The following is a 26,094-nucleotide window of genomic DNA, read 5'->3' as shown; positions in this document are numbered from 1 at the left end:
TATTATGGCTCTGGTTGAAAAACTAACCCACGGTAGAGGCTAGCACCTTAGTGGGAGTCATTATGTCTATAAAGTGTTCATTTAGTGTGTTGAGGTTGGTTTTGTAAGTCCAAAAATCAGCAAAGTTTTTGGCGAAGTTGGCATCACTAACTTTGTTTCAAGATTGTTCAAATTGGCTGGTTTTTCAAAGCCTAAGCGTCGTCACTTGCTGTGCTTTTCACTTCAAGTGCGGTAGCCTGTTTGAGATCCCAAAACCGACTTTCAGCAAGCGATTTAAAATTGCTTTTTAACTTCGTTCGTCAACGCGCTTTGCTGAAAATTAATCTTAAATTTAAAAGGGCAGTTATATCGTAATGTTACTTTTCCATTGTAGGGTTCAAGCGTTGACTTTATAACAAGCAATTTAAGTCGGAACAAAAACAGTTTGCCATGTTTCGTTCCTCAACAAGTTTGGCAAACATTTTTTGTCCGCTTAATGTGGGCGTTATGTTGCTTACGAATAGTTTGCTCGGCTTACACTAAATTACAAATGGACGGTTATTTAGGGAAGTTTAATTATGATGGAAAATTATTTATCTAGTACAGTCGGAATTGTAATTAATGTCATTGGCTTATTAATCTTTATTCCTTTTTCATTAAAAAAACTATCAATTATTAGGAAGGGTGCTTCAGGCGAATTTAGTGTCAATGGAGTAATTACTTGGTCTGAATATGGGCGCTGGTCAAATGTAGATATGGAATCTAATGGATGTTTAATTAGCTACTCTTATTCAGTAGGAGATCAAAACTTTAATAATACTATCCCTCGAAAGTATTTCGTTAGAGCAGAAAGTTTAGTAAAAAAATATCCGAGAGGAAAAGCGGTCAAAGTGTATTACTCCCCTTCCAACCCGGAGTATTCATGGGTAGATAAAAGACCCAATCAATTACGAACATTACTAATAACAGCGAAAGGATATTTAATAGCACCGCTACTTTCTATTAATCTCTGTGCTTATTTAATTTATATATTTAACAATGCCAGCTAATTCAACATAACAAGCTGTTCAACTGGACAAAAAACAGCGGGCTATTTAGCTCCGCTAAATTTTAGCCCACTGCATTTTGCAAGTTAACAAGGGCGTTATAAGGTTGTTCATTTAGGCTTATGAATTTAGTTTTGTGAATCCTCAACCAGTAGTATTTTGGGGATGTTTGTATCACTAAATTTATTGTGAATTTCGTATAATATAGGCTCTTTTGCAAAGCCTAAACGTCGTCACTTGCTGTGAAATTCACTTCAAGTGCGGTAGCGTGTTTGGGTGTTCAAAACCAATATTTGGTTTCGATTTAAAATGTGTTTTCAACTTCGTTCGTCAATACGTTTCGTTGAGAATTTATCTTAAATTGAAAGGGCGGTTTCATCGATTTGTGGTTACAAATTGTGTGTTTAATCGGCTGACCTTATAACAAGAAATTTAAGTCGGAACTAAAACAGTTCGGCATTTTTGCAAAAAACAAAGGGCGCAAAAATGTCGCCCTATTTTAGTCCGCTTAATGTGGGCGTTAGGCATTCGAGAGGTTACATGTATCTAAGTATTGAATTTTTAGATTGGCCGTATGGAGAGCATGAGGCAACAGGTGTTGACTTCGATAAGTTCAATCGGGGCCATGAGATTTGGCGTCATGCAAAGAGCCGTCTGGATGGTAATCCCAATGAGTTTGAAATAATTGATTGTATTACATCGTTAAAAAGAGCTGTGAATAGTAGAATCAAAACTATTGCTAAAGAGTATGATTTTAGCTCTCTTCCAAATATTAGGAGTAAGAAGCAAACATTAGAAAAATATCAAGATTATGGAATTATACGATCGTCATTCTTAAAAGAACTATTTGAATTACGAAATTTATTAGAACATGAAGATATAATATCTATAAACATTAACTAAGGAAGGACTTATGATGAATACAATAAGATTACTTTTAACCGGCGCTCTATTCATGCTACTAACTGGCTGCCCACTTGAAGGGGACGATGGGAATATTGGTATTGGCGGCATTAATTGCTGGGACTTAAATGAGGATGGTATCAATGACGCTAATGAAGATGTAAGTGGTGACGGATTATGGAACACGGTTGATTGTTCCGCGAAATTAGCCCCAGCTCAAAACCCCGATGTAGTATTTAATCATCAGGATTTTTGTGAAGCATTTGCAAATCTCGGTCAATATCCTTCAGGGTGTCCTTCAGCTACTCACAATATTCCTACTGGTACACTTACTGAATTGGAGAGCGGAATTTCATTTTTTGACGATGGTACTGGCGGCGTAGCCAGTTGTAACAACTCACCTTACAACGGCATACTAAGCATCAAGCCAGAAGGCAACGATTATAAATGGGTGTTGGAAGGTGGCTTTATTGCACATAAATCTATCATCTCGACCATAGATGAACTTACTAACAAAGCATGCTTCAATAGTTGTGACACCGACCCAGATTGCATCGCAACTTATGCTAAAGCCGGTTATGAACCAGGCGTCGACATATATACTTGTCATAAGTTCTATCATTCAGATACGATTAATCATTGGGAACACTACTGCGGAACTTCTAAGAGTGAGTGTATCCATGCTAGTAGCACTGATCAGAGATGGAACGTTATCTGCCCCTAATTCCGTATTTTTCATAACAAGTCAATCAATGACGCCTCACGGGTGGACCGCCACTCCGGCGCTTTGCGTCTGCGTTGCGGCCCATTATTGAGGCGTTATTTATCAAAAAGGATGAGTATAATTTGAAAGCGAAATTAGGAATTTCAGGGATGTTTTTATACTAATCGGGGTTATTAGCCTAATTGTAGAAAATACACATTATCAATATATCGATGAAAACAAACATCTTCATGAAAGCCTATTTCTACCAATTTGTGCTTTTTCTTTAATTATAGGGGTGATATTAATCTGTATTGCAATCATCATAGAAATTATAAAAAAAGTAGGCAAAACTAATGGCTAACAGGCACATAACAAGGCGCAGCACCTTTGCACTTCGTGCTGGACTTCGCTTCGCGATTATAGCCAACCATTTTTATCCGCTTAACGAGGCGTTGAGGCTGTAGAATTTCTCCCAAAAGAACGTTTTTACGTTCTTTTTCATTTAACCTGTGTTGTATGAAAAACGTACTTGCATGCACTGTTCTGCTGTGATCTAATAGTTATTAAGTGAGCCTTGAGTTCATGGCAACAACAGGGTTAGATACTTATATAGCAGACACCGCATTTAGAAGTCGTAATCCACTCTTTCAGACAAGTAAGACCTATCATAGTGAGCAGGAAAAACGGCGATTAAAACGTAGTAAAGGTAGAGTGAGACTCTTTAGCAGTAAGGATTTTTACTTTAATAAAAATTCGCTGACGTGCCGTTGTCCAGCAGGTAAAGAATTATGGTTGAGTGTAAAACAAATTGAAACAGCGGGTAGGCAATATGTCCGTTTTGCAGGATACCTGAAAGTATTCTGGTCAAGCCCAACCGGACACCTGACTTTGTAAATTTTCATAGTTAATCGGCGTTAAGTCGCCGAGTGTTGTATGAAGCCGTTCGTGGTTGTAATAACGGATATATTCTTCAGTATCCATCATCATTGCATCACGTGCTAAGTGAACAACATTTAATAACCATTCATTCTTTAAACTACCAAAAAATCGTTCTACAACTGCGTTATCTAAACAAGCTCTAACACTGCTCATTGAGTCAAGGGCAAAGCCCTAACACCCCATAACCCAGGCTAATTAAGCTAATTCATCGACATATTTCTCAATTTAATCAGTCAGTTATTTAAATCATAAGATTGTATTGAATCACAATTGAATGTGAATTATTGTGGTTTTTATTTAATATAATCAGGTTGAAACGAGAAATTCTACAGCCTCGTTATAGCTCAAATCATATCCACCTTGTTATCTATACGCTACTTGCGTATATTTCCCTTATGAAATGTATATTTGTAGAATCAACAATATTTTAGAAATACCGAAATGATCACCTCAGTGATGAAGAATTTAGACAGTTTCAAGCTGAGTTAATGTTAAACCCGAAGAAGGGTGATGTAATTCAAGGTACCGGTGGTTTGCGGAAGGTTCGAGTTGCAAGTAAGGGTAAAGGAAAGCGTGGAGGTTCACGTGTAATTTATTACTTTCTTTCTGAAAAACGACGTTGCTATTTACTAACTATTTATGGAAAGAGTGAAATGTCGGATTTAACCGCAGATCAAAAGAAACAGTTAAAGTCTTTTATGGAGGTATGGCGTAATGAGCAATCGTGATTTATTTACAGAATTAAGTTCAGCTCTTGTTGAAGCAAAAGAGCATTCTGAGGGTAAACTTACTCTTAAAACACATCATGTAAACAATGTTAATGAACTTGATATTTCGCCTAATGAAATAGTACATATTCGAGAGAGGTTTAATATGTCTCGTGGTGTATTTGCTAGTTTACTTCATACATCTTCCCGTACGTTAGAGAATTGGGAACAAGGACGCAGCGCTCCTAATGGGCAAGCAGTTACGCTTTTGAAATTAGTACAGCGTCACCCAGAAACTCTCACGCACATTGCAGAGCTATAAGGCACTTAAACGGAACAAAAAAAGAGTTGGTTACGTTTCACTTCGCTACACTACACATTATAACCAACTATTTTTGTCGGCTTAGTGCGTCGTTAGCCCTATTTGGAGATGTTTAAATGTCTATTATTATTCGACTAGAAAAAACTAGTGATATTCAAGAAATTCATAAAACTACAATCTCAGCATTTCTTGATGCTCCGCATACAGATCACACGGAACAATTTATTGTGGATGCATTGAGAGATTCGGGAATGCTGTCTGTTTCAATTGTTGCTGAAGACTCATCTAAAATAGTCGGGCATGTCGCATTGTCGCCTGTTACTATCTCGAACGGTTCAACTGATTGGTATGGTTTGGGGCCCATTTCTGTAGTCCCAACTGAACAAAATAAAGGAATTGGCTCTAAGCTAATGCATGCAGCTCTTATCGAATTAAAAAACCTTAATGCTAATGGCTGTGTAATACTTGGTGATCCTAATTATTATCGTCGATTTGGCTTTGCATCAATAGATGGCCTAGTACTTCCTGATGTTCCTCCAGAATATTTTCAAGTCGCACTACTTAAAGGTTCTTACCCGAAAGGCACTGTTGTATATCATGAGTCATTCTTATCGCAGGACTAACAAGGCGTTGGAATGACGTTTAAAGTGCCGATTATTTGATCTGAAAATGTAGTATAAACGTATGCTTACTATGTTTATAGTCAAAGAGAATTCAATGAAATTATGCAAAGAAAGTGAATCCCGTATTATTGAAATGGCGTGGGAAGATAGAACTTCATTTGAGGTGATTGAGATACAATTTGGTTTGAATGAGTCTGAAGTCATTCGCTTCATGCGCAGTCGTCTAAAGTTTGGCAGTTTTAAACTTTGGCGTTCCCGAGTTTCCGGACGATCAACAAAGCATCTTAAACTTCGTCACTCTGATGTATCGAGAGGTTATTGCCCAACTCAGTACAAGCATCGCTAAACGGAATTAAAACGCAGCTGAGAAATAATATAACTAATTTCAATTAGTGATGGACTCCGCTGTATTTATTGAAATTGACGGTGTTTCATAAGACGTAATTAAATATTCCAAGTAATTCAATAATTTTTAATCACACAATATGAGTCGGTACACTTTTGTGCTTTACTATGTATCGTAAACTTTTAGTTAGCGTTACCTTCTGGAGACAAAAATGTATATTAATATAAAACGAGCAACATCAGAAAACCTTAATGAAGTTAGTGAGTTATTTAATGATTACCGTGTTTTTTACAAACAAGATGACGATTTAGAGTTAGCGGTTAGTTTTATTGCTGAGCGCTTAAAGAATAAAGACTCTGTGATATTTTATGCTTATGATGAAAACGATAATGCACTAGGTTTTACACAATTGTACCCTACGTTTTCTTCACTTTCCGCGGCGTCGAGTTGGGTCTTAAATGATCTCTATGTTACACCTTCTGCTAGGCGATTAGGCGTAGGGAAAAAGTTGATGGATACAGCTAAGTTATTTGCCATTGAAAGTAATGCAAAAGGTATTGCACTTGAGACAGCAGAAGACAATGTAAATGCTCAGGCACTTTATGAGTCTCTGGGTTATGAAAAAGAGGTTGGTTTTTATAACTACTTTTTAACGTTATAAAAAATCAGTATGTTTTATAGCTAGAAATGTGGTTACCGTTTTAATGTAGCCACTTTATTTTTTTTGGGGGCTAGGACCTTTAACATAATTTAGTATCGCATTGGCAATATTCTCTAACGGAAGTTGATGTTTCACTGCTCCGATTCTTTTTGCTTCTTTGGGCATACCATAAACGACACAGCTCGCTTCATTCTGAGCGAATGTTTCAGCTCCTGAGTGATGCATCTTTAACAATCCTTGAGCGCCATCTTTACCCATACCCGTTAATATAATGCCTATTGCGCATGTCTTAATATTATCTGCTACGGATGTAAACAATACGTCGATAGATGGCTTATGTAAATTAACGGGGTCTTTATCGCAGAGTATCGTGTAATAACACCCCGCACGCTTTTGAACTAATAGGTGGAAATCTCCAGGCGCAATATACGCGTGACCGGGTCTTATTAGCTGGTTATGTTTGGCTTCACAAACGTCAATATTACAAAGACCTGTAAGGCGTGTTGCAAAAGAAGCGGTAAAACCCTTCGGCATATGTTGTGCAATGACAATGCCTGGGCAACTTGCTGGCATTTCAGTTAATATCTTTGTTATTGCTTCAGTACCACCAGTTGATGCGCCAATGGCAATCAGGTATTTACCTTGGTCTAGCTTTTCTTTTTTATTTTCATGGAGTTGATTTAAAACTCTTTTTTCATATATCTGTGTAGCTTCTCGAATCTGTTTTACAACCTCTAACGCGATATAGTCGAAATGCTCTATTTGGGGTTTATAGATACAGGCTGTTGCGCCTATTTTTAATGCTTGTTCGGTAATGAGCGATTTTTCTTCTGCTAATTTCGATATAATGACAACGGGCATTGGACGAAGGCTCATTAGCTTATCTAGAAAATGTAACCCATTCATTCTTGGGAACTCGATAGAGAGGGTTAACACATCGGGCTGTAATGTTTTTATCATTTTTCTTGCTTGAAAAGCATCATTGGCAATACCGATCACTTGCATATCATTTTGTTGGCTAATAATGCGTTCAAGCTCTTTGCAAACATCAGCAGAGGTATCAGTGATTAACACGTTAATGGTCATATCTACACCCTCTTATACATGGTTTGACCCATCAATTTAAATGCTGTTTGTGTGGTTGAGATACTTTCTGAGTGGCCAATAAAGAGTCGTGCATCTATTGGTAGATAATGGGCTAGTTTTCGTAGTAATTGTTGCTGCGTTTGTTTATCAAAATAGATCATGACATTTCTGCAAAATATCACATCGAATTGTTTCGCCATTGGCCATTGTTTGCTAATTAAGTTTAATCTTTTAAAACTGATCAATGCTTTCACTTCTTTTTTTACTTGAAAGTATTGTTTTTTACTATCGCAATTAAAAAATTTCTTTTTCTGTTGGTCTGTTAAATTTTCTAACTCTTTAACACTGTAAATCCCTTTTTTAGCACGTTGTAAAACATCAGTATTTAAATCTGTGGCTAATATTTTTACGGGCGGGTCAATGCAACCAAAAGTATCGATTAAAGTCATTGCAATACTATAGGCCTCTTCTCCAGTTGAGCAGGCTGAACACCAAACTTTGATTGGCTGTGTTTGGCTTTTATGGATCAGGTGCTTACTGGCATACTCTGCCAATAATTCAAAATGATAAGGCTCTCGATAAAAAGAGGTCAGGTTGGTGGTTAATGCGTTAAGAAAATAATTCCATTCCGGTGCATTCTTATCATCTAATAAATGGATATATTGTTTGAAACTTGATAACTTTTTTGATCTTATCCGGTGAATTAAGCGATTGTATACGAGGTGTTTTTTGCTTTCGGATAGAGATATTCCGACGTTGTTATAAAGCAAAAAAGCAATCGCTTGAAAGTCATTTTGTGTCAGTTCGAAGGTTTCATCAAATGTATTCATCAGAATTCTGACCAATCGTTATCATCATCGATATCGCCTAAGTGTGGGCTATGTTTATGTTTCGTACTGCTGACTCGCTTCATCTCATGGTGAAATGCTCCTTCACCTGTATCGAATGCCGCCACATAAATAGCTAAATTCGCTACTTGCTCTTCTAATGAACTTGCTGCTGCCGAGCCTTCTTCCACCAATGCTGAATTTTGTTGTGTCACATCATCAATTTGCAAAATAGCACGGCTCACTTGATCGATACCGACACTTTGTTCCACTGATGCTATCGTAATACCTTCAATCAGTTTCGCGACCTCTTGTATCGAGATAACCACATCAGTGATAGATTTTCCTGCTTGATCGGCAAGTGTTGTACCGGTTTCAATTTTTTGTACTGACGAACTGATGAGTGCTTTAACCTCTTTTGCTGCCGTCGCTGAGCGTTGTGCTAGGTTTCGTACCTCTGTGGCCACTACGGCAAAACCTCTACCTTGTTCGCCGGCTCTTGCGGCTTCTACAGCGGCATTAAGCGCGAGTATATTTGTTTGAAAGGCAATACTGTCGATCACTGAAATAATATTCATTATTTTCTGCGAGCTGGTATTAATTTCACTCATATTATCAACGACTTTTTTGACTATATCACCGCCTTCAAGTGCATTGGTAGAGGTCTCTTTGGCTAAATGGTTCGCTTGTTTGGCATGTTCAGAGTTTTGTTTAACGGTGACGGTTAGTTCTTCCATGCTCGATGCTGTTACTTCAAGGCTTGATGCTTGTTTTTCGGTACGTTGTGATAAATCTACATTACCACTGGCGAACTCTTTTGCTGCGGTGTTAATCGTATCGGCTGATATTTTAATTTGTAAAATCATCTCTTTTAGTTTAGATACAGTCAAGTTGGAGCTTTCTTTTAATTCACCAAAGGCGCCAGAATAGTCGGCCTCTATTTTTGCAGTCAGATCACCCTGAGCAAGTGAAGATAAGACTCGAACTATATCAGCTAAACTTACTTCGCTTATTTCGAGTAAGCGATTAATACTTTCACAGAGTGTGGTAAAAAAGGCATTTTTACCATCGAGATCCATTCTCTGCGTAAAATCTCCTTTGACAGCAGCCTGGATGACACTTTCAATGTCTCTTTCAATGGCGATCTCTAATGTGCGATCTGACCATTCGGCAACACTACCGATACGTTGTTCCTCGTCGTCAATCACAGGGTTAGTGATTATTTGGAATATACAGCCATTAACTTCCACTTGTGCACGGTGCTCTGAAGTAAATGTCTGTAACAATTGGGCTTGGTGTGATGGTTTCTCATGAAATTGGTCAATATTAGATCCGACTATATGGTCGGCATTGAAGTTAGGCAGTACCGCTTTTAATTGCTGTTCGGAGTTTTTAAACATCTTAATAACAGCTGGGTTTGCATAAATGATATTTCTATCATTATCGGCAATCAGTACATTTGTACTGACATTATCGAGGGCTATTTTAATACGTGTTGCGGTGATCGCTTTTTGTTTCATTTTCTCCATGTTAAAAGCTAACTGTACTTTCATTATTTTTAATGATTGCAGTACTTGATCGACTTCATCATGGTTATCCACCTTCACTTCAAACAGGTAATCTTGAATGACCAATTTATTAAAGTAATGTTTGATTGCTTGTAATCGGAATTGAATATCACGATTAAAAAAGAAAGTGATGATTAGTAGGGTGATAACGCACATTATTGTCAATGCGACTGAGATGATCACTTCATTAAGGAAGGCCTCTAGGCTAAATTGATATATTGCTTCGGTTTCTTCTTCGATACTGTTGATGTGCGTTTGTATTTCGGCTCGGTAGGTTTCTATTTCAGTAATCGTATTCTCTATGAGTGCCGTTAATTGTTCTCGCTCCATTGATGTTTGATTATTACTGATCAGATTATTATAAATCGGTTGTATCGATGTCGTTGCTAATAAATTATTTTCAGCCGCCACTCGTTCATATAGCTCAACACCGGCAGCATCAACATATTGCTGATTAGTATTCATTAATTGTGAAATAAGCAGCTCTAAACCAAGGCTGTTTTGTTTAAGTTTTTGGCTGACATTTAAGTTTTCTTGATAATTATCAGTGAGTAGGGGAGTGTTTAATAAGTATCGGTTTTCTTGCCAGAGACTACTTATCTCTTTCAATTGACCATATACTTTTATATTGGCGTGATAGATATGTTGGACAGATTCTTTTTCGGTATAAGTACTGTATACCCCCATGCCAAGTACCGCTAATATTGAAATAGTGGCAAAAATCACTAATCCCAGTAGGCGTTGTTTTATGGTGAAAAGAGAGGCAAAGGTGGGAGCTGCTTTTTTAATTATTCGACCATTTTTGAAGATAAGCTTACCTTGGTCTCCCGATTTAAATTTTAGGTATAGGTTTTTTACTCGTTCTAAATCGACTTTATTAGGTGCAGAGCGTACGGACATAAAACCGATATGTACGCCTTCTTTGTAAAGTGGTATCACATCTGCTTTTACCCAATAATAGCCGCCATTTTTTTGCCTGTTTTTGATAATACCAGACCAACATTTTTCTTCCGTGATACTTTGCCACAGATCGGCAAAGGCCTCTTTGGGCATATCGGGGTGACGAACAATATTATGTGGATTACCAATCAGTTCTTCTTCAGCGTAACCACTGATACGAATAAAGTCATCATCCGCAAAGGTTATATTGCCTTCTAAGTCAGTCGATGAAACAAGTAAATCATTTTCATTTAAAAGATACTCTTTATTATCATTGCTCATTATAAGTTCCTTTTATACTTCTGTTTGTTGCGTTGTACCGTCGGCGCTAATCTGTTCAAACAATGCCATCTCTTTGCTATTCATTAACTTTTTAATATTGATTAGTACAAGCATATCTTGGTCTTGTGCAGCCAGTCCTTTGATAAATTTGGTATCAAGTGCACTGGCAAAATTTGGGGGAGGTTGGATCTGTTGTTCTTGCAGTAAAATCACATCAGCAACAGTATCCACGACAATACCTACGATACGATCATCAATGTTCAAAATGATCACTACCGTCGTTTCATTGTAGGTAATATGCGTTAGGTTAAATTTAATACGCATATCTACAATCGGGATCACCACTCCACGCAAATTCATGACGCCTTTGATAAACGAAGGCATATTTACGACGGTAGTCACTTGATCATAAGTTCGAATCTCTTGTACGGTTAAAATGTCGATAGCGTAATACTCTTTACCTAACCAAAAGGTGAGATATTCTTTGGTTTGGCTTTGATTGTTATTATTCACATTTTTCCCTTATTCTTATTCAAGTGTTCAGCACTGTTGAACTAAATCAGCTACATCAAGTATTAATGCAACCTTGCCATCACCCATAATAGTTGCCCCTGAAATAGAGGGGACTTTACGAAAATTGTTTTCTAAATTCTTTAAAACAACCTGCTGTTGACCAACGAGAGCATCGACAAATAGCGCAATCATTTTGCTATCGTGCTCCAATAAAATGACGATACCTTGGTGAAGTTGAGTGATTGTTGTCTCTATATTAAAGAACTGGTGCAAAGCAAGTACTGGAATGTAATGCCCATGAACCAATACCATTACTTGCCCGCCATTGAGCACCTGTACTTCCTCAGCTCGGGGCTGTAATGACTCAACAATAAAGCTGAGTGGAATGATATAAATATGTTCACCGACCGCAATTGACATACCCTCTATGATTGCTAGGGTAAGGGGCAAGTGGATTGATATTTTTGAGCCTTTTCCTAATACAGAGCTAATTTCTACGCGACCACCCATGCTAGTTATATTACGTTTTACTACGTCCATGCCGACTCCACGGCCAGATACATCGGTCACTTTATCCGCCATTGAAAACCCAGCGGTAAAAATCAATTGGAATATCTCATTGTCTGTCATTTTATCCGCTAATTTCATGCCATTTTTTCGCGCTTTTTGTTCTATTTTTACTGCATCAATACCCGCACCGTCATCATCTACATTAACAATCACATCACCACCACGGTAAAAAGCAGACAACGTAATAGTGCCTTGCTCCTGCTTATTGTTTTTTAATCGCACCTCGGGTGATTCGATACCGTGATCAATACTGTTTCTTATCAGATGGGTTAATGGGTCGACTATCATTTCCAGTAAACTCTTATCGAGTTCTGTCTGCCCACCCTCAATAAGGAGTTTGATATCTTTATCTAATTTTGTGGATAAATCTCTAATGATACGTGGGAAACGTCCAAATACTGTGTTGATCGGCATCATGCGGACAGACATCACAGATGCTTGTAAGTCACGCGTATTATTCTCTAATTGGCTAAGCCGAGTTGCTAATAGCTCATTATCATTAAGCCCAAGATCGACACTCAGCTTTTGTAACATCGACTGGGTAATGATCAGCTCTCCAACTTGATTAATCAATTGGTCTACCTTGGCTGTTTCGACGCGGATAGAATATGTTTCGTGCTGATTTTTATTGTTTGTAGTTTTTTTGGGTGATTTCTGCACAGTATTTGGCTGTGTTTGAATTTTGGCTTCTGTTACGTCTTGTTGCTGAAGTCTGTTGTTATCAGAAGAGGCTTGATCAGTTTCAATCGCCTTCTTTGTGTTTTTTCTTTTATTAATCCAATATTGTATTTTTTCGTCCACACGCTTTGCATCAATGGGTTTAATTAAATAATCATCCATACCTGCGGTAAGGCACTGTTGTTTCTCCTTTTCACCGGCCATGGCGGTCATGGCAATGATAATAACGTGACGGTTTACTTCACTCGCTTCACCTTTACGTATTGCTCGTGTGGCTTGATAACCATCCATTATCGGCATCTGGCAATCTAATAAAATGAGATTAAAAGGGATATCGGTAGCTTCATTCAATTTGTCTAATGCTTGTTGTCCATCTTCTGCTACCTCTAATGTGCTAAATCCCAATTTCTTCAGGGTGAAGGTAGCAACCATCTGGTTGACTTTTGTATCTTCAACAAGCAAAATTTTAGTATTTTCTTTTTCTTGTTGTGTTAGTTCAGTCTGCTCATCAGCTGTGGTTTCTACTGTTTGTTGTGGTGTACTAGTGACAACGACGTGGTCCGTAATGGTTAAACCACCAGCGGTTGTTTTAAGTTGTTCGCATACTTTATTAACACGAGAAACAGACACTAAATCTGTATCGTTAAATTGATGACTCTCTTTTAATGACGTTAATAGATCATTTGCTTCGAGAAAAGTCTCAATCATGGATTTAGTGAGTGTGAGCTCATCACATCTGAGTTTATCTAGCAGACTTTCTAAAATGTGGGTAACCGAGGAGATATCGTCAAAGCCGAAAATGCCTGCACCTCCTTTAATTGAGTGGGCAGCCCTGAAAATAGCATCAAAAGCATCCTGGTTTTCATCTTTCACTTGCATGTTAAGCAGCAACGACTCCATCTCTTCTAGATGTTCAGTCATCTCTTCAAAAAAAATTTTATCAAATTGCTGCGTACTGTCTGGCATAAAAGCCCTCTAACGAAATGAATATCGCTTTGTAGTTATAAGGATATATCGGATTTTTAAAAACATCTGATTATTCTTTAAAAAACATCATTTTGGGAGCTGTGTCACGAGATTAATAGGCTTTAAATCTAGGCTGGTGTTATGGAATCGACTCGTTTTAATCGCTGCTGGTTAAGGTTATTCTTTACCTAAATACCCTCGTGATGATAAAAACACGCTTTTGCTATTCTCACTAGATTCTATTAATGTATCTTTCTCTCTTTTAACTTACTGTTATTATTTTAATATTTCAGGTGGATCTATGTCGGTACTCTCTCCAAATAGTGTGTTTACTTCTCTTCAACAGCATGGACCTTTTGCCGTTACTAGCCAGTCAATGACGGCAGGCATTTTTTCTGTTCAAACACGCGAATGGGTTAAACAATTACAACAAGATCCTAACAACATTACTAAATATCGTGCTTTGCGAAGCCAACTTTTTGAGTTCTTAGAGGTGGACAGTTTTGAGCAGATAAAATTACTGGTTGAAGATAAAACCTTACGTGAAAAACGTACAGAGCGTGCACTGTGCTTATTAGGTAATATGTTTGGTATTAATGGTAACCTCAATGAAATCAAAAGTAGGGTAGATGACTATGCGCGCACGGCAGATGCTGTCATTCACTCGATTATCGGTAAAATTCTTGCCCCCTATGCATCACACATCGAAGCCACCAATGAAATTGAAGTGACGAATAATCCGGTTGAGCTGTTATTAATTATGTTCAATGATGGTTACCATAAAAAAGCGCGCTTTGAGGCGCGTCGTAAACTGATTTTAATGACACTTGCCGGTAGTATCGACCAACGTGAGCGAGAAACGGATATAGAAAATAAGTTCTCTTCTTTTCTCGCATTCTTAAATGGTTATGTTTGGAGCCCCAATCTAAAAATTGGTGAGTTAGATCCTGTCTACTTGCATTCAACACACCGTAAAGAAGATTATAGATGTGTCGATGTTACTGTTTTAAGCCCGCAACAGGCTGAGTCAATTAAGCCTGCAAAAGGGGAGAAACTAACCCTTATTAAACGTCGAAGCTTTACAGTGGGCGTCAAAAACACCCCGATTTATGTTGCGATCAGAAAAAAGCCGCCAGAAGCGAAAGTTTTAAAACTGCTAAGAAAAAATGAGAAGAATCCAGCGGTAGCGGTGGATGATGAGTTAGGGCTGATGGCAGTACTCGATTCTGTTAGTGATGTTAAAGCGTTCCAGCAGCACCTGACACGTAGTGCTGCCAAGGCAGATTCATTGATGGTATTAGAAGATATCTCAGATACCTTAAATGAGCAGACTCATTATCGTGGGCGTGCGGTTGGCTCTAGTGATAAAACTGCGATGATGAAGTTTTTCGCTCGTTTAGGTGGTATGCGTGTTGAGTTTATTATTCACACTAATCGTTCTTGGTTAAATTATATATACCAGCAAGATGTTGCACATAATGAGTATGAAGTGAAACGTATGTTTGATACTGGTGTGATTGAACTTCTTTTTCCGATGGATATATTTCATCTTAAGCATTTAAATACGCGTAACGAGATGCTGCAATTTTTCCGTAAGCAAATTGAATCATAAAAATAAGGACGGTTAGAGTCGGTAATCCATGATCTAACCATTAACTGCCTTATTTATGCCAATATTCCTTTTCATGGCTTTATTTAAGGTCTCGATAAGTCACTTGGTTAGGGAAGGGCAGCGTTATTAGGCTAGGTTAACTGTTAAACGGCGTATGTTTTTTAGTTAACTATCTCAGTATGGATATATAATGGAAGACAGACATATATTCTTAAATGTATATATTCCATTATTCCTTATTAGCACCTTATGCACTGTTTATATTTACTTCCTAATGTTTGTAAATTATCCAATACATTTATTGCACAGTTTAATGCTAATAAGGTTTGTATTTGAATAACGTATAAAATCTACTATTTTTAATAGGCAGTTACAAAAAGTCGATTGAGTCTGTTAGACCTTTAACGTCCTGTATGTTTTATAGCTAATTATTATTTTTAGTGGGTCGTTTTCTATACATAGTCGTGACAATGAACACTATATTATGTTTTTTGACTCAGTTTCTGCATTTCTTGAGTGAAATAGATTGAAAATATGATTAATTATAGTATTGTATGACTTATAGGGTTACACACATACACATAGTCGTATATTGTTATCCTTCAAATTTTGATAAACATACACTATATACATATTTAGGAGTTTAAAATGACTAAACCAGTAATCGGTTTCATCGGTCTTGGCCTTATGGGCGGCAACATGGTTGAAAACCTACAAAAACGTGGCTACCAAGTTAACGTTATGGATCTTAACCAAGAAGCAGTTGATGCTGTTCTTGCTCGTGGTAACGCGACTCAATTTACTTCTGGTAAAGAGTTAGCTGCTGCTTCTGATATCGTTGAATTCTGTCTAACAACTTCTGCTGTTGTAGAAATGATTGTATACGGCGAAAACGGTGTTCTAGCTGGTATGAAAGAAGGCGCTACATTAGTTGACTTCGGTACTTCTATCCCTGCTTCTACTATCAAAATCGGCGCAGCACTAGCTGAGAAAGGCTGTGGCATGATCGATGCACCTCTTGGTCGTACTCCTGCACACGCTAAAGATGGTTTATTAAACATCATGGCTGCTGGCGATGTTGAAACTTTCAACAAAGTTAAAGTTGTTCTTGAAGAGCAAGGCGAAAACGTATTCCACCTAGGTAAATTAGGTGCTGGTCACACAACTAAGTTAATCAATAACTTCATTGGTATGACTACTGTTACTGCTATGTCTCAAGCATTTGCTGTTGCAAAAGCTGCAGGCGTTGACGGTCAGCAATTATTCGACATCATGTCTGCTGGTCCATCTAACTCACCATTCATGCAGTTCACTAAGTTCTACGCTGTAGACAACGAAGAAAAATTAGGTTTCTCTGTTGCTAACGCAAACAAAGATCTTGGTTACTTCCTACAAATGGTTTCTGACCTAGGTACTGAATCTCCAATCGCTGAAGGTACTTCTAAAGCACTTCAAGCTGGTGTTGACGCTGGTCTTGGTCAAAACGACGTACCTGTAATCTTTGACTACTTCACTAAATTAGAGAAGTAATTCAAACGTTACCTTCTACCTCGTGTAGAAAGTAGTTCATTATATTGATTTTTGATCTAATATAATGAACCATAGAAGGCGCCCAAGGGCGTCTTTTTTATGTCTGTTTCCAGGACATAATATTATTATTTAAAGCCTATCCTTATCTAACTACCCCTTTTATTCGTTGTAGAGAGAGTTATCTCAACACACTGTCGATAGTCATAATAAAGCTAAATCTCTTAATAAAAACAATAGTTATAAGCGTTAATTTTATGCTAATTTAACCTCTACTTAACATCAGCTTACTCTGTAAGTTATTATATTTCTAAGGTCATGATATGAAAAAATTACTAGACTACCCAATTGGTACTCCCGGTAAAAAGTGGGGGGCTGCAGAAAAGGTTGCATGGCGTGCACAGCAGCAGATAAAACGTAGCTATAAAGATGAAGTACATAGTGAATTCGATACTGTTGCTGAACATTTTGAGTTAATCCAATACGGTGCTTTATCCTATGCGCCAAATGACTATCCGTTATTTCTCTTTAAATCTAAATTATGGCAAGAAGAACGGCCGACAGTGCTCGTCACAGGTGGTGTGCATGGCTATGAAACGAGCGGTGTTCATGGTGCAATTCGCTTTGCAAAAACGGTTGAAGCTAACTTATTAAGTCAGTTTAACTTTATCATCGCACCCTGCGTGAGTCCCTGGGGTTATGAAACGATCAATCGCTGGAACCCCAATGCGATGGATCCGAATCGTTCATTTTACGAGGGGAGTACTGCCGAAGAATCTACTGCGCTGATGGCGGTTATCAGTTCTTTAGATCTTGAATTCATTGCACACATTGATCTACATGAAACGACTGATACTGATAACAGTGAGTTTAGACCTGCGCTGTTAGCTCGCGATGCAATACAGGATAAATATACTGATATTCCGGATGGCTTTTATTTAGTCGGTGACAGCACTAAACCTCAGGATGCTTTTCAAAAAGCGATCATTGAAAAGGTACAACAGGTTACTCATATTGCACCTGCCGACGAAAACCAAGAGATAATCGGCTCTCCTATCACTCAGTTTGGTGTGATCAATTATGCCGCTCGTGAGTTAGGTTTATGTATGGGATTAACCGATGCCGCTTATGTAACAACGACAGAAGTTTATCCTGATAGTCCGCGAGTTGATGGTGAAAACTGCATTAATGCGCAAGTCGCGGTTATCAACGCGGCACTTGAATATTTAATGAAGTTTGTCTTGAAGAAGTAAGTTTTTGAAATTGAACCTAGATGGTTAAATGATTATTTACCATCTAGATTCACGCTCGCAATAGTTTTTGTACCGTTATTAATGAGCATTCTTTTTACATGCTGAAATATAGATGCGTTGGGCTTTATCGATGGCGTGTAATGATTGCAGTGCAACTCGATAAGCTTGCTGATATTCGCTCTCGTTGCGTAAATCTTTGGCTTGATGTAACAGTTTGTTAGAGGTGTCAATTTGAGATTTCATTCCAAATGGACACGTTGGACGACTAATTGCCCAATCCTGTAGGGATTCAATATCCAAAATTGCTTCTTGATATTGTTCTTCAACCGCTTCTTGCTGGGCAAATTTAAAAATGATGTAGGTAATGGTGGTAATAAGTGCAAAGATAAATAGGATGCTCATGCTTTTTTCCTTATTTGAAGTAGGCACAGAACTAACGTAAGCATCCTTGCTGATCTATCTTAACTCTTATCCCTGATATTATGATTTTCACTTTATCATTTAAGCAATACATTAGTTTCATTGCGATTAGTTTGCAAAAAAGTATAGGAACGATAAATCTACTTTTCCATCTTATAAGCAAATAAACGAGTCTATTATAATGTATCTATTCTTTTGCCTTAGTAGCTACTGTTTTAAGTGTATTGTAACCACTCCATATCCTTGTAAATGTCGTTATCCAACATAAGCTAGCAAAGAGATAAGCGATAGCTGCGAAGTATTGAGGAAAGAGGCAGAACAGTATTAAACAAAAAATAGTTTCAGTACCTTCCGTTAAGCCACTGATATAATAAAGTGACTTGTGCTGATAAACAGGGTTTTCTATTCCTTGCTTGCCGGCCATCACTGCAAAGGCTAAAAAGCTACTGCCAGTACCAATGAACGAAAAAATCAAAAATGCGCCTGCGACGGCATTAGTGCTTGGATCTGCTAATACAAACGCAAAGGGAATGAGTGAATAGAAGAGAAAATCTAAACTAATATCTAAAAATCCACCACTATCGGTAATGCCTTGAATACGTGCAACGGCGCCATCTATGCCATCAAATATTCGGTTGATGATAATAAACAATAAACCAAGGTAATAATACTCAAAAGCAATACTGGGTAGTGCTAATAACCCTAGCAAAAAACCAAGCACAGTGACTTGGTCTGCACGCATGCCACGCTGGTCAAATAATATAGCTATCTGTTGTAGTGGCGATTTTATAATTTGAATAGCATAGCGATCAAGCATCTAATGTTTCCTCTTTATGCCAAGGCCAATGTAATGTTGTTTGACCTATTGGGCAGTCTTCGTTGTCGTGGGTGACTAAAATAGTGGGTAAGTTACGTTTTTTTAATTCAGTAAATAACCAATCGCGAAACTCACTGCGCAGTGATTTATCTAATTTACTAAAGGGTTCATCGAGTAATACAGCGTGGGGCTCTGCAAGTAATAAGCGCATAACACTGACTCTTGCTTTTTGACCACCCGATATTTGTAATGTAGATCTATCCGCTAAGTGTTGTAAGTTAATTTGTTGCAGTGTCTGCAAGGCAATCTCACGTCGCAGCTTTCCTTTTATGCTGTTTGGTAGAGCAACCATTAAATTTTCACATACGCTCAAATGTGGAAAAAGCAGATCATCTTGAAATAATATACCGATATTTCTATTTTCAGGTTTTTCTGACCCGATTCGCTTTTGGTTTAACAGTATCTCGCCGGTGTAATGAAAGTCTGGGCTGACAAATCCTGCAATAATGCTCAGCAGTGTTGATTTTCCACTGCCACTTGGCCCCATCAAGGTTAATACCGTGCCCTTATCGACACTGACACTAAAATCATCGATCAAAATATTGTTATCATTTTCACTATGGTTATTGAAAACCGATAAATGACTGATTGTTAAACTCATTCTTAGTTGGTCCTTGCACTATGTTGTTGATTATTTTTATTTGTATAATAGCGACTTAAGCCAACTGCTAACAGAAAAAATATAAACGGGAGTAGGGTTTGTAATAACGCATAGATTGCACTGAGTCGTCTTTGCTGACCACTTGCTAGTGCGACTGCTTCCGTTGTGATCGTTGCGATTCGACCAGCACCGAGCATCAAAGTTGGTAAATATTGCGCCAAACTGACGCTCATACCGACGGCCCAAGCAAGCAGTATTGCCGGCATCAGTTGCGGACGTTTTATTTTCCACCACACTTTAAGCGGATGTAACCCTAAGCTTAATGCGACGTTATCGAGGCGTTTATCGTAACTTTTATAAGCGCCATTTAATGCTAAGTAGATATAAGGAAATGTAAAAATAATATGTGCCCATAACACCCACAGGTAATAGTGCGGTTGTGGGACTAATAGCGCGGTTATCTGCAAACCAAAAAGTAGCGAGATTTGTGGTGCGAGCATCGGCAACGCAATTAATATATCAGGTATATAAACGCTATGTTTACGTCGTGAGCGGCGGACATTGAATTCATGTATCACAATCGCAAACAATAAAGCGATTGATGCACTGATTAATGCAATCACCACGCTGTTATTAATCGTCTCACTTGCATAACCTAATTCATCTATCCAATAACTAAAGGACCAATTTGTTGGCAGTAATGCAGGAAATGACCAACGAAAAGCGACAGACCAAAGTAAAAGAATAGGTAATATAAGCAGTGATAAGCCGTAACAAATATAAACCGATAACGCCCCTGGCAAGGGTAAACTATAACGACCGTTAGTTAACCAATGACGCCATTTAGTCACCACTAGCCATTCAAATACTCTTATCATTGTTAACGTAAAAATAGCGAGCAGCATCAATAATAGTGCGCCGGCACTTGCGGTTGTGTAATGGTTAATATCTGCGTGATTAAACCATTGCCATACTAATACGGCTAACGGATAGGGTTTTGTTGGCCCAATGATCAGGGCAATATCAACAACCGACAAGCTATAAGCCGCAACCGCAAACAAGCTAAAACGAATTTTAACTAACCACTGTGGCAATATTAATTTTTGCCATGCCTGTTTTGTTGAATAACCTAAGCTATGCGCCGTTTGAAACGTTTGTTTTAAGTTCAATTGTTTGAGCAGTGCAAGGCTCATTAATAAGATAAACGGGATCTCTTTTAAGGTTAACAACATAATTAAACCCAACCCATATTGGTCGTGAATTAAACTCCACGTTGCATTGCTGCTATCACCGGTTAGTAGTGCAACCACACGACTGAACAAACCACTTGGGCTAAACAGGAAGACAAAACCTATCGCAAAGGTCACATGCGGTAGTCCTAAAATAGGGGCGAGCAGGGTTTCAATCCATTTCCAGCGTTTGCTTTGCCACATCGATTGGATAATCGCAAAGCTTAATAATGCCGCTAAAAAGGTACTCGAAAAGGTGATCAGTAAGGTTAATAAAATAGATTCGAATAGGCCAGGCCATTGTATTAGTTGTTCAAAGCCGAGCAGTGAAAACTGCTTTAATCCGAGTGCGGGCAGATAAGCAAAAGCTGATGAGAATAACCCCAGTAGTGCAGGAAAAAGCGGAACGAAACAGATGAAAATAGCCACTAATACTAATAATTTAAAGCTAATACTGGCTGGGGATGATGACTTATACATAATAGGTATTCGCCTGTTTATGGTGCCAAGCAACATAAAACAGGCGTAGCGTTCTCTTGATAATAGATAAGTGGTTACCTAAGCAACCGCGAGTAATGTTCACCAGTTAGTGATCATAATATGTGTATTAATGCCCGTAACGCTTTTGCCATTCCTGCTCTAATGCGGCTTGCCAACTAGGATGTGGTTCAGGAATTGATTTAAACAGCGTCGTTTCTTTCGCGGAGCCAGTAATATGTTGTTTCTCTAATACCGTTGGGTCGCCCCAAATAGCTAAATCACCTTTTCTAGACTGTGCTTCTGGGCTTAACAAAAAGTTAATCGCAACTAATGCGCCTTCACGTGCACTGGCATTCCAAGGGATAGCAAGAAAATGTATATTAGAAAGGGCGCCTGCTTGCATTGCATAGGCTGCGGTTGTTGTCGCTAAAGTGCCATTGACTTGTGCGCTGATTACTTCATTAGGGTTAAATGAGATCGCAATATCTAACTGTTTATCGTCTAACATCTGCAATGTTGCACCACCGTTAGCGGGAAACTGATCGCCTTTTTGCCAAGCTAATGGGTGCAGTTTATCTAAATACTCCCATAACGGTGCGCTGATTGCTTCAAAATTTTTGCTATCTACCGCTTGGTATAACAATGGATCATTATTACTGAGTTCCAATAACGCCGCCTTTAGAAAACTCGTGCCATGAAATGCAGGCGGTTTCGGGTAGCTAATTTTTCCTGGGTGCTGTTGTGCATAGGCTAGCAGATCGACAAAACTTGTCGGTGGCTGTTTAATCGTTTGTTTATCGTAGATAAAGACCAGTTGTCCTACACCCCAAGGTGCTTCTAATCCTAACGTTGGCTCTGCAAAGTCATTATCAATGGGTAGGGTTTTATCAACGAATTCCCAGTTAGGCAGTTGCTCAACAAAAGCTGCACCTAAAAGTTGATGCTGCTTCATTGATTTAAAGTTTTCACCATTAACCCAAAGCATATCAACACGGCCATCGGTGTTTTTATTGGCTATTTTTTCAGTGACTAATTGGCTAATCGATTCTGAAACATCTGATACTTTGACATGTTTTAAAGTCACGCCATATTGTGCTTGTAATGATTTGTTCGCCCAGCGTAAATAATTATTAATTTCGTTACTGCCCGCCCATGCAAAAAAGTAGACGGTTTGGCCTCTGGCTTTATCGGTAACTGTTTGCCAATCGGATTGATTAGCAAAGGTAAAGCTGCTAATTAATAGTAATAAACTGGTCAATATTGGTTTCATGATTGTTCCTTGCTTCATCACACTTCCTTTGTAAATATACGGATATAACAACTAGACCCGTGTAGTAACAATTAAATTTCCATAACTTGTAAACTTTATTTTAAAACAGCAATTTATCTTTTTTTGAAAGGCAAAATTAACAGCTCTTTAAACGACAGGCTTTTTTGCAAGCCAAATTGATATAAGCCCTGCGACATATTTTGATACTCTGTTCTAGGGGTGCTGATATAAGTGGAGAATAGTTTATCCCAAATAATCAGGTTGAAACCATAATTACTGTTGGTCTCTTTAACAATTGGAGAATGATGTATCCAATGCACCTCTGGCGTTACAATCACCTTGCGCAGTTGTTTATCTACTTCCTTTGGCAATTTAAGATTGCTGTGATTAAACAACGCCAATGCGTTTAATAGCATTTCAAATACGATCACTGCCGCTACGGGGACACCCAATAAAAAAACAAAGGACATTTTAATGAGCATTGAAAGCAGTATTTCGACCGGATGAAAGCGAAGTGCGGAGCTCACATCCAACCCTATTTCAGTGTGATGTACACGATGTAATCGCCATAGTAGCGGCACGTTATGAAATAGCACATGCTGGCAGTAAATAATCAGATCTAATATCAGCAGTGAGATAAGAAAAACCAGGGCATAAGGAAGTGACACGTAATTAGCGTCGATATAATTAAACAGACCCAATTGATGTTCATGGGTATACAAAGCGACCCCAACCGCGAGCAATGGAATAATCAATTTTATGAAGAGGCTATTAATAACGGCAAGCCCCAAGTTTGTTGACCATTGCTGTGGACGAGAGGTTCTACGACGACTCAGTGGAGAATAAAACTCAGCGTAGGCAAATAAAGCAAACAACACAATAAACAGTGAGGGGCGAAGAATATGTTGGTAGTTGATTAAGAATTCCATGTCTCATTACCTCTCTTATTTTATGGTGGTAGTCGGGGAAACAGCTGTGCCGTCATTTAACCCTCTGATAAATCATAGTTTAGCGGAAACTACACTGTATTGTCATAAGCAAACATCATAAGCAAACGAATATCTCGAAAAGAAAGATGTTTATACACGTTATCATCTAATGCCTCTTTATAAGAATAAACTGCCAATTTCAGCGTGACTGTATGTATGTACAGTTTAACTTTAAGTTGTAAGCCTCTTAATTTTCACGCTATTAAAGTGAAATCATCGTGACAGGGTTATTTTTAGCCAATATAAGCGTTATTGTTGGTTATTTAGACATAAATAGGAATTACTTGTGCTTGTTGGAATCTAAATTATAATGATACTGTGTTTTTATACAGTTTATTGTAAGGTGTCCATAAAATAGCTATGAAATTTATTCCAATTACAGCAAGCGCAGGTATTACCGGTTTTGAAAGTCCTGCCAGCGATTATTTACAATTGCCTTTGAGTCTTGACGCCTTATTAGTGGAGCACCCAAGTGCAACCTTTATTGGCAAAGCCGATGGTCATTCGATGCAAGGTGTCGGTATTTTTAGTGGTGATATCTTGATTGTAGATCGTCATGTGACAGTTAAAGAGGGGGATGTAATTGTCGCTAACCTCAATGGTGAGTTCATTTGTAAAATATTGCATATCGCACAGCGTTTATTAGCCTCTGCCAATGTTAAATATAAAGATATTGCAATTAACGAAGAGGATCAGTTCACTATTGAGGGGGTCGTTATTCGCTCTATTCGCTGTCATCGTGCATCGCAGTTATTAGCGGTGAATATTTAATGTTTGCTTTAGTTGATGCAAACTCATTTTACTGCAGCGCGGAACAAGTGTTTAGGCCACACTGGCGTGGCAAGCCGATGATTGTACTTTCCAACAATGATGGTTGTATTGTTGCGGCGAACAAGCAGGCGATTGCATTAGGTATTAAGAAATTTCAGCCCTATTTTAAAGCCAAGCAGCTATGCGAAAAGTCGGGAATCATTGCCTGCTCCTCTAATTATGAGTTGTATGCGGATCTCTCCCATAAAATGATGCAAGTCATCGCGCGTTTTGCACCTGAGCAACATATCTATTCTATTGATGAATCATTCTTAAGTTTTAAGCATTGCACACAAGCAATCCCTGATTTAGCTGCGCATGCTCAGAATATACGACGCGCAGTATGGAAAGAGACCCGTTTACCGGTTTGTGTGGGGTTCGGTAAAACATTAACGCTCGCGAAGGTCGCAAATCATATTGCTAAAAAATGGCCGGGGTTTAATGGGGTATGCGTACTTGATGATGAATCATTAACCAAGCAACTGTTTACTCAATTATCGCCCGCGGATGTTTGGGGAATCGGTAGAAAAACGGCTAAAAAATTGCAGCAAAACAGTATCTGTAGTGTCTACCAACTGAGTACGTTAACCATCAATCAGCTGCCTGCAGGGTTTAACGTTGAACTGCAGCGCACGATTAAAGAGTTAAATGGTGAAGTGTGTAAAACATGGGATACCGTCAGGGCCGATAAGTTACAGATATTTTCAACACGTAGTATGGGAAAGCGAATTAGACATCGTGAACATCTTAATCAAGCCTTAGCGAAGCATGCCAGCATTGCAGCCGTGAAAGCAAGACAGCAACAATCACTGTGTGCGACATTAATGGTATTTGCAGCGAATAGTCCCTTTGATGAAACACCCTGTAGCTATAAAATATTATGCCACTTTAATCCTCCTACAAATAATACCACACAACTACTTAAGGCAATCAAAGACAATATTAATCAGCTATTTAAACCTGGTGTTGCCTATTACAAGGTAGGCGTTGGATTATTAAACCTAAGTAGTGAAAAAAATCAGCAGTGGGATCTGTTTGTCCCTCCACAAGAAAATACGCCACTAATGTCAGTGCTTGATCAAATAAACCAACGTTATGGTAGTGACTGTGCTTTTTTTGCGGCGCAAGGGATTAATCAAGTATGGGGAATGCGCCGTGAACTGCTAACACCGCAATATACAACCAACTGGCAACATATTCCTCCTATCTTGTGTTAACTGCGTTATTGAATATTTAATCTGATGTATTAATGCTAAAAATGATTGAGAAGAAATTGAGTCTGTACCGGGAAGCGTCTTTATCTATCAAGGCGGTTATGTAAAAGAAAAACAGGGGCAGTTAAAAACTGCCCCTGTTTATAATCGC

23 protein-coding genes and 3 pseudogenes are annotated in these 26,094 nt (G+C 38.4%); 14 read left to right on the top strand and 12 right to left on the bottom strand.

What is annotated here, in order from left to right; genetic code table 11:
* The first annotated feature begins 557 nt into the window (after positions 1 to 557).
* From QQK09_RS17805 to QQK09_RS19425, 4 genes and pseudogenes are all read left to right on the top strand, one after another.
* On the top strand, positions 558 to 1,028 hold the full coding sequence (locus tag QQK09_RS17805; protein WP_284205528.1) for a DUF3592 domain-containing protein: 471 nt from the start codon (positions 558 to 560) through the stop codon (positions 1,026 to 1,028).
* 537 nt (positions 1,029 to 1,565) lie between these two features.
* Positions 1,566 to 1,928, top strand: coding sequence for a hypothetical protein (locus QQK09_RS17800; protein ID WP_284205527.1), 363 nt, complete (start codon positions 1,566 to 1,568; stop codon positions 1,926 to 1,928).
* Between the two features lie 10 nt (positions 1,929 to 1,938).
* A complete protein-coding gene (locus QQK09_RS17795; protein WP_284205526.1) occupies positions 1,939 to 2,652 on the top strand; it encodes a hypothetical protein in 714 nt (237 codons plus the stop codon).
* Positions 2,653 to 3,201: 549 nt separating this feature from the next.
* Positions 3,202 to 3,489 (top strand): annotated as a pseudogene (locus QQK09_RS19425) (transposase); the annotation flags it as partial.
* 9 nt (positions 3,490 to 3,498) lie between these two features.
* On the opposite strand, the pseudogene QQK09_RS17790 reads toward QQK09_RS19425, so the two are convergent.
* Positions 3,499 to 3,729 (bottom strand): annotated as a pseudogene (locus QQK09_RS17790) (integrase core domain-containing protein); the annotation flags it as partial.
* Positions 3,730 to 4,031: 302 nt separating this feature from the next.
* Between QQK09_RS17790 and QQK09_RS17785 the strand changes: the two are divergent.
* The 5 genes and pseudogenes from QQK09_RS17785 to QQK09_RS17765 form a co-directional block, all read left to right on the top strand.
* A pseudogene (locus QQK09_RS17785) lies at positions 4,032 to 4,301 on the top strand (type II toxin-antitoxin system RelE/ParE family toxin); the annotation flags it as partial.
* Positions 4,288 to 4,602: a helix-turn-helix domain-containing protein gene (locus tag QQK09_RS17780; protein WP_284205523.1), complete on the top strand. Its 315-nt coding sequence runs from the start codon at positions 4,288 to 4,290 to the stop codon at positions 4,600 to 4,602. The pseudogene QQK09_RS17785 and the gene QQK09_RS17780, both read left to right, overlap by 14 nt.
* 116 nt (positions 4,603 to 4,718) lie before the next feature.
* Positions 4,719 to 5,225 (top strand): GNAT family N-acetyltransferase, encoded by a 507-nt coding sequence (locus QQK09_RS17775; protein ID WP_284205522.1) that lies wholly within the window; start codon positions 4,719 to 4,721, stop codon positions 5,223 to 5,225.
* Between the two features lie 94 nt (positions 5,226 to 5,319).
* Positions 5,320 to 5,571, top strand: a complete 252-nt coding sequence (locus tag QQK09_RS17770) for a TIGR03643 family protein (protein ID WP_284205521.1) — start codon at positions 5,320 to 5,322, stop codon at positions 5,569 to 5,571.
* Positions 5,572 to 5,782: 211 nt separating this feature from the next.
* Positions 5,783 to 6,232, top strand: a complete 450-nt coding sequence (locus tag QQK09_RS17765; RefSeq protein WP_284205520.1) for a GNAT family N-acetyltransferase — start codon at positions 5,783 to 5,785, stop codon at positions 6,230 to 6,232.
* A 54-nt stretch (positions 6,233 to 6,286) separates the two neighbouring features.
* On the opposite strand, the gene QQK09_RS17760 is transcribed toward QQK09_RS17765, so the two are convergent.
* From QQK09_RS17760 to QQK09_RS17740, 5 genes are read right to left on the bottom strand one after another with little or no spacing between them, the layout of a single operon-like run.
* Entirely contained in the window at positions 6,287 to 7,318 is a 1,032-nt protein-coding gene (locus tag QQK09_RS17760; protein WP_284205519.1) for a protein-glutamate methylesterase/protein-glutamine glutaminase, read from the bottom strand.
* A 2-nt stretch (positions 7,319 to 7,320) separates the two neighbouring features.
* The gene (locus QQK09_RS17755) at positions 7,321 to 8,148 is read right to left on the bottom strand and encodes a CheR family methyltransferase (protein WP_284205518.1); all 828 of its coding nucleotides are present in this window, start codon (positions 8,146 to 8,148) and stop codon (positions 7,321 to 7,323) included.
* The gene (locus QQK09_RS17750) at positions 8,148 to 10,934 is read right to left on the bottom strand and encodes a methyl-accepting chemotaxis protein (protein ID WP_284205517.1); all 2,787 of its coding nucleotides are present in this window, start codon (positions 10,932 to 10,934) and stop codon (positions 8,148 to 8,150) included. The genes QQK09_RS17755 and QQK09_RS17750 overlap by 1 nt, the downstream gene beginning before the upstream one ends.
* Positions 10,935 to 10,946: 12 nt before the next feature.
* Entirely contained in the window at positions 10,947 to 11,447 is a 501-nt protein-coding gene (locus tag QQK09_RS17745; RefSeq protein WP_284205516.1) for a chemotaxis protein CheW, read from the bottom strand.
* Positions 11,448 to 11,474: 27 nt separating this feature from the next.
* Positions 11,475 to 13,661, bottom strand: a complete 2,187-nt coding sequence (locus QQK09_RS17740) for a chemotaxis protein CheA (RefSeq protein ID WP_284205515.1) — start codon at positions 13,659 to 13,661, stop codon at positions 11,475 to 11,477.
* 301 nt (positions 13,662 to 13,962) lie between these two features.
* Between QQK09_RS17740 and QQK09_RS17735 the strand changes: the two genes are divergently transcribed.
* The 3 genes from QQK09_RS17735 (at position 13,963) to QQK09_RS17725 (ending at position 18,053) form a co-directional block, all read left to right on the top strand.
* The gene (locus tag QQK09_RS17735) at positions 13,963 to 15,273 is read left to right on the top strand and encodes a hypothetical protein (RefSeq protein WP_284205514.1); all 1,311 of its coding nucleotides are present in this window, start codon (positions 13,963 to 13,965) and stop codon (positions 15,271 to 15,273) included.
* A gap of 648 nt (positions 15,274 to 15,921) precedes the next feature.
* Positions 15,922 to 16,803: an NAD(P)-dependent oxidoreductase gene (locus QQK09_RS17730; protein ID WP_284205513.1), complete on the top strand. Its 882-nt coding sequence runs from the start codon at positions 15,922 to 15,924 to the stop codon at positions 16,801 to 16,803.
* 320 nt (positions 16,804 to 17,123) lie between these two features.
* Positions 17,124 to 18,053 (top strand): M14 family metallopeptidase, encoded by a 930-nt coding sequence (locus QQK09_RS17725; protein ID WP_284205512.1) that lies wholly within the window; start codon positions 17,124 to 17,126, stop codon positions 18,051 to 18,053.
* Positions 18,054 to 18,131: 78 nt separating this feature from the next.
* Here the strand turns inward: QQK09_RS17725 and QQK09_RS17720 are convergent, their stop codons facing one another.
* The 6 genes from QQK09_RS17720 to QQK09_RS17695 form a co-directional block, all read right to left on the bottom strand.
* Positions 18,132 to 18,455 carry a hypothetical protein gene (locus tag QQK09_RS17720; RefSeq protein WP_284205511.1) on the bottom strand — a complete coding sequence of 108 codons (324 nt, stop codon included), beginning with the start codon at positions 18,453 to 18,455 and terminating at the stop codon, positions 18,132 to 18,134.
* Between the two features lie 205 nt (positions 18,456 to 18,660).
* Positions 18,661 to 19,290: a CDP-alcohol phosphatidyltransferase family protein gene (locus QQK09_RS17715; protein ID WP_284205510.1), complete on the bottom strand. Its 630-nt coding sequence runs from the start codon at positions 19,288 to 19,290 to the stop codon at positions 18,661 to 18,663.
* Positions 19,283 to 19,951, bottom strand: coding sequence for an ATP-binding cassette domain-containing protein (locus QQK09_RS17710; RefSeq protein WP_284205509.1), 669 nt, complete (start codon positions 19,949 to 19,951; stop codon positions 19,283 to 19,285). The genes QQK09_RS17715 and QQK09_RS17710 overlap by 8 nt, the downstream gene beginning before the upstream one ends.
* A 2-nt stretch (positions 19,952 to 19,953) precedes the next feature.
* Entirely contained in the window at positions 19,954 to 21,660 is a 1,707-nt protein-coding gene (locus QQK09_RS17705; RefSeq protein ID WP_284205508.1) for an ABC transporter permease, read from the bottom strand.
* 127 nt (positions 21,661 to 21,787) lie between these two features.
* Positions 21,788 to 22,930: an ABC transporter substrate-binding protein gene (locus QQK09_RS17700; RefSeq protein WP_284205507.1), complete on the bottom strand. Its 1,143-nt coding sequence runs from the start codon at positions 22,928 to 22,930 to the stop codon at positions 21,788 to 21,790.
* Positions 22,931 to 23,043: 113 nt separating this feature from the next.
* Entirely contained in the window at positions 23,044 to 23,859 is an 816-nt protein-coding gene (locus tag QQK09_RS17695; RefSeq protein ID WP_284205506.1) for a sterol desaturase family protein, read from the bottom strand.
* Positions 23,860 to 24,279: 420 nt separating this feature from the next.
* On the opposite strand from QQK09_RS17695, the gene QQK09_RS17690 reads away from it, so the two are divergent.
* Both QQK09_RS17690 and QQK09_RS17685 read left to right on the top strand, forming a co-directional pair.
* Positions 24,280 to 24,690: a LexA family protein gene (locus QQK09_RS17690; protein WP_284205505.1), complete on the top strand. Its 411-nt coding sequence runs from the start codon at positions 24,280 to 24,282 to the stop codon at positions 24,688 to 24,690.
* The gene (locus tag QQK09_RS17685; protein ID WP_284205504.1) at positions 24,690 to 25,946 is read left to right on the top strand and encodes a Y-family DNA polymerase; all 1,257 of its coding nucleotides are present in this window, start codon (positions 24,690 to 24,692) and stop codon (positions 25,944 to 25,946) included. The genes QQK09_RS17690 and QQK09_RS17685 overlap by 1 nt, the downstream gene beginning before the upstream one ends.
* The last annotated feature ends 148 nt before the right edge of the window (positions 25,947 to 26,094 follow it).

The organism is Psychromonas marina (genome assembly GCF_030161115.1).
Lineage (GTDB): Bacteria > Pseudomonadota > Gammaproteobacteria > Enterobacterales > Psychromonadaceae > Psychromonas > Psychromonas marina.
This window is presented reverse-complemented; position numbering and strand designations above follow the sequence as displayed.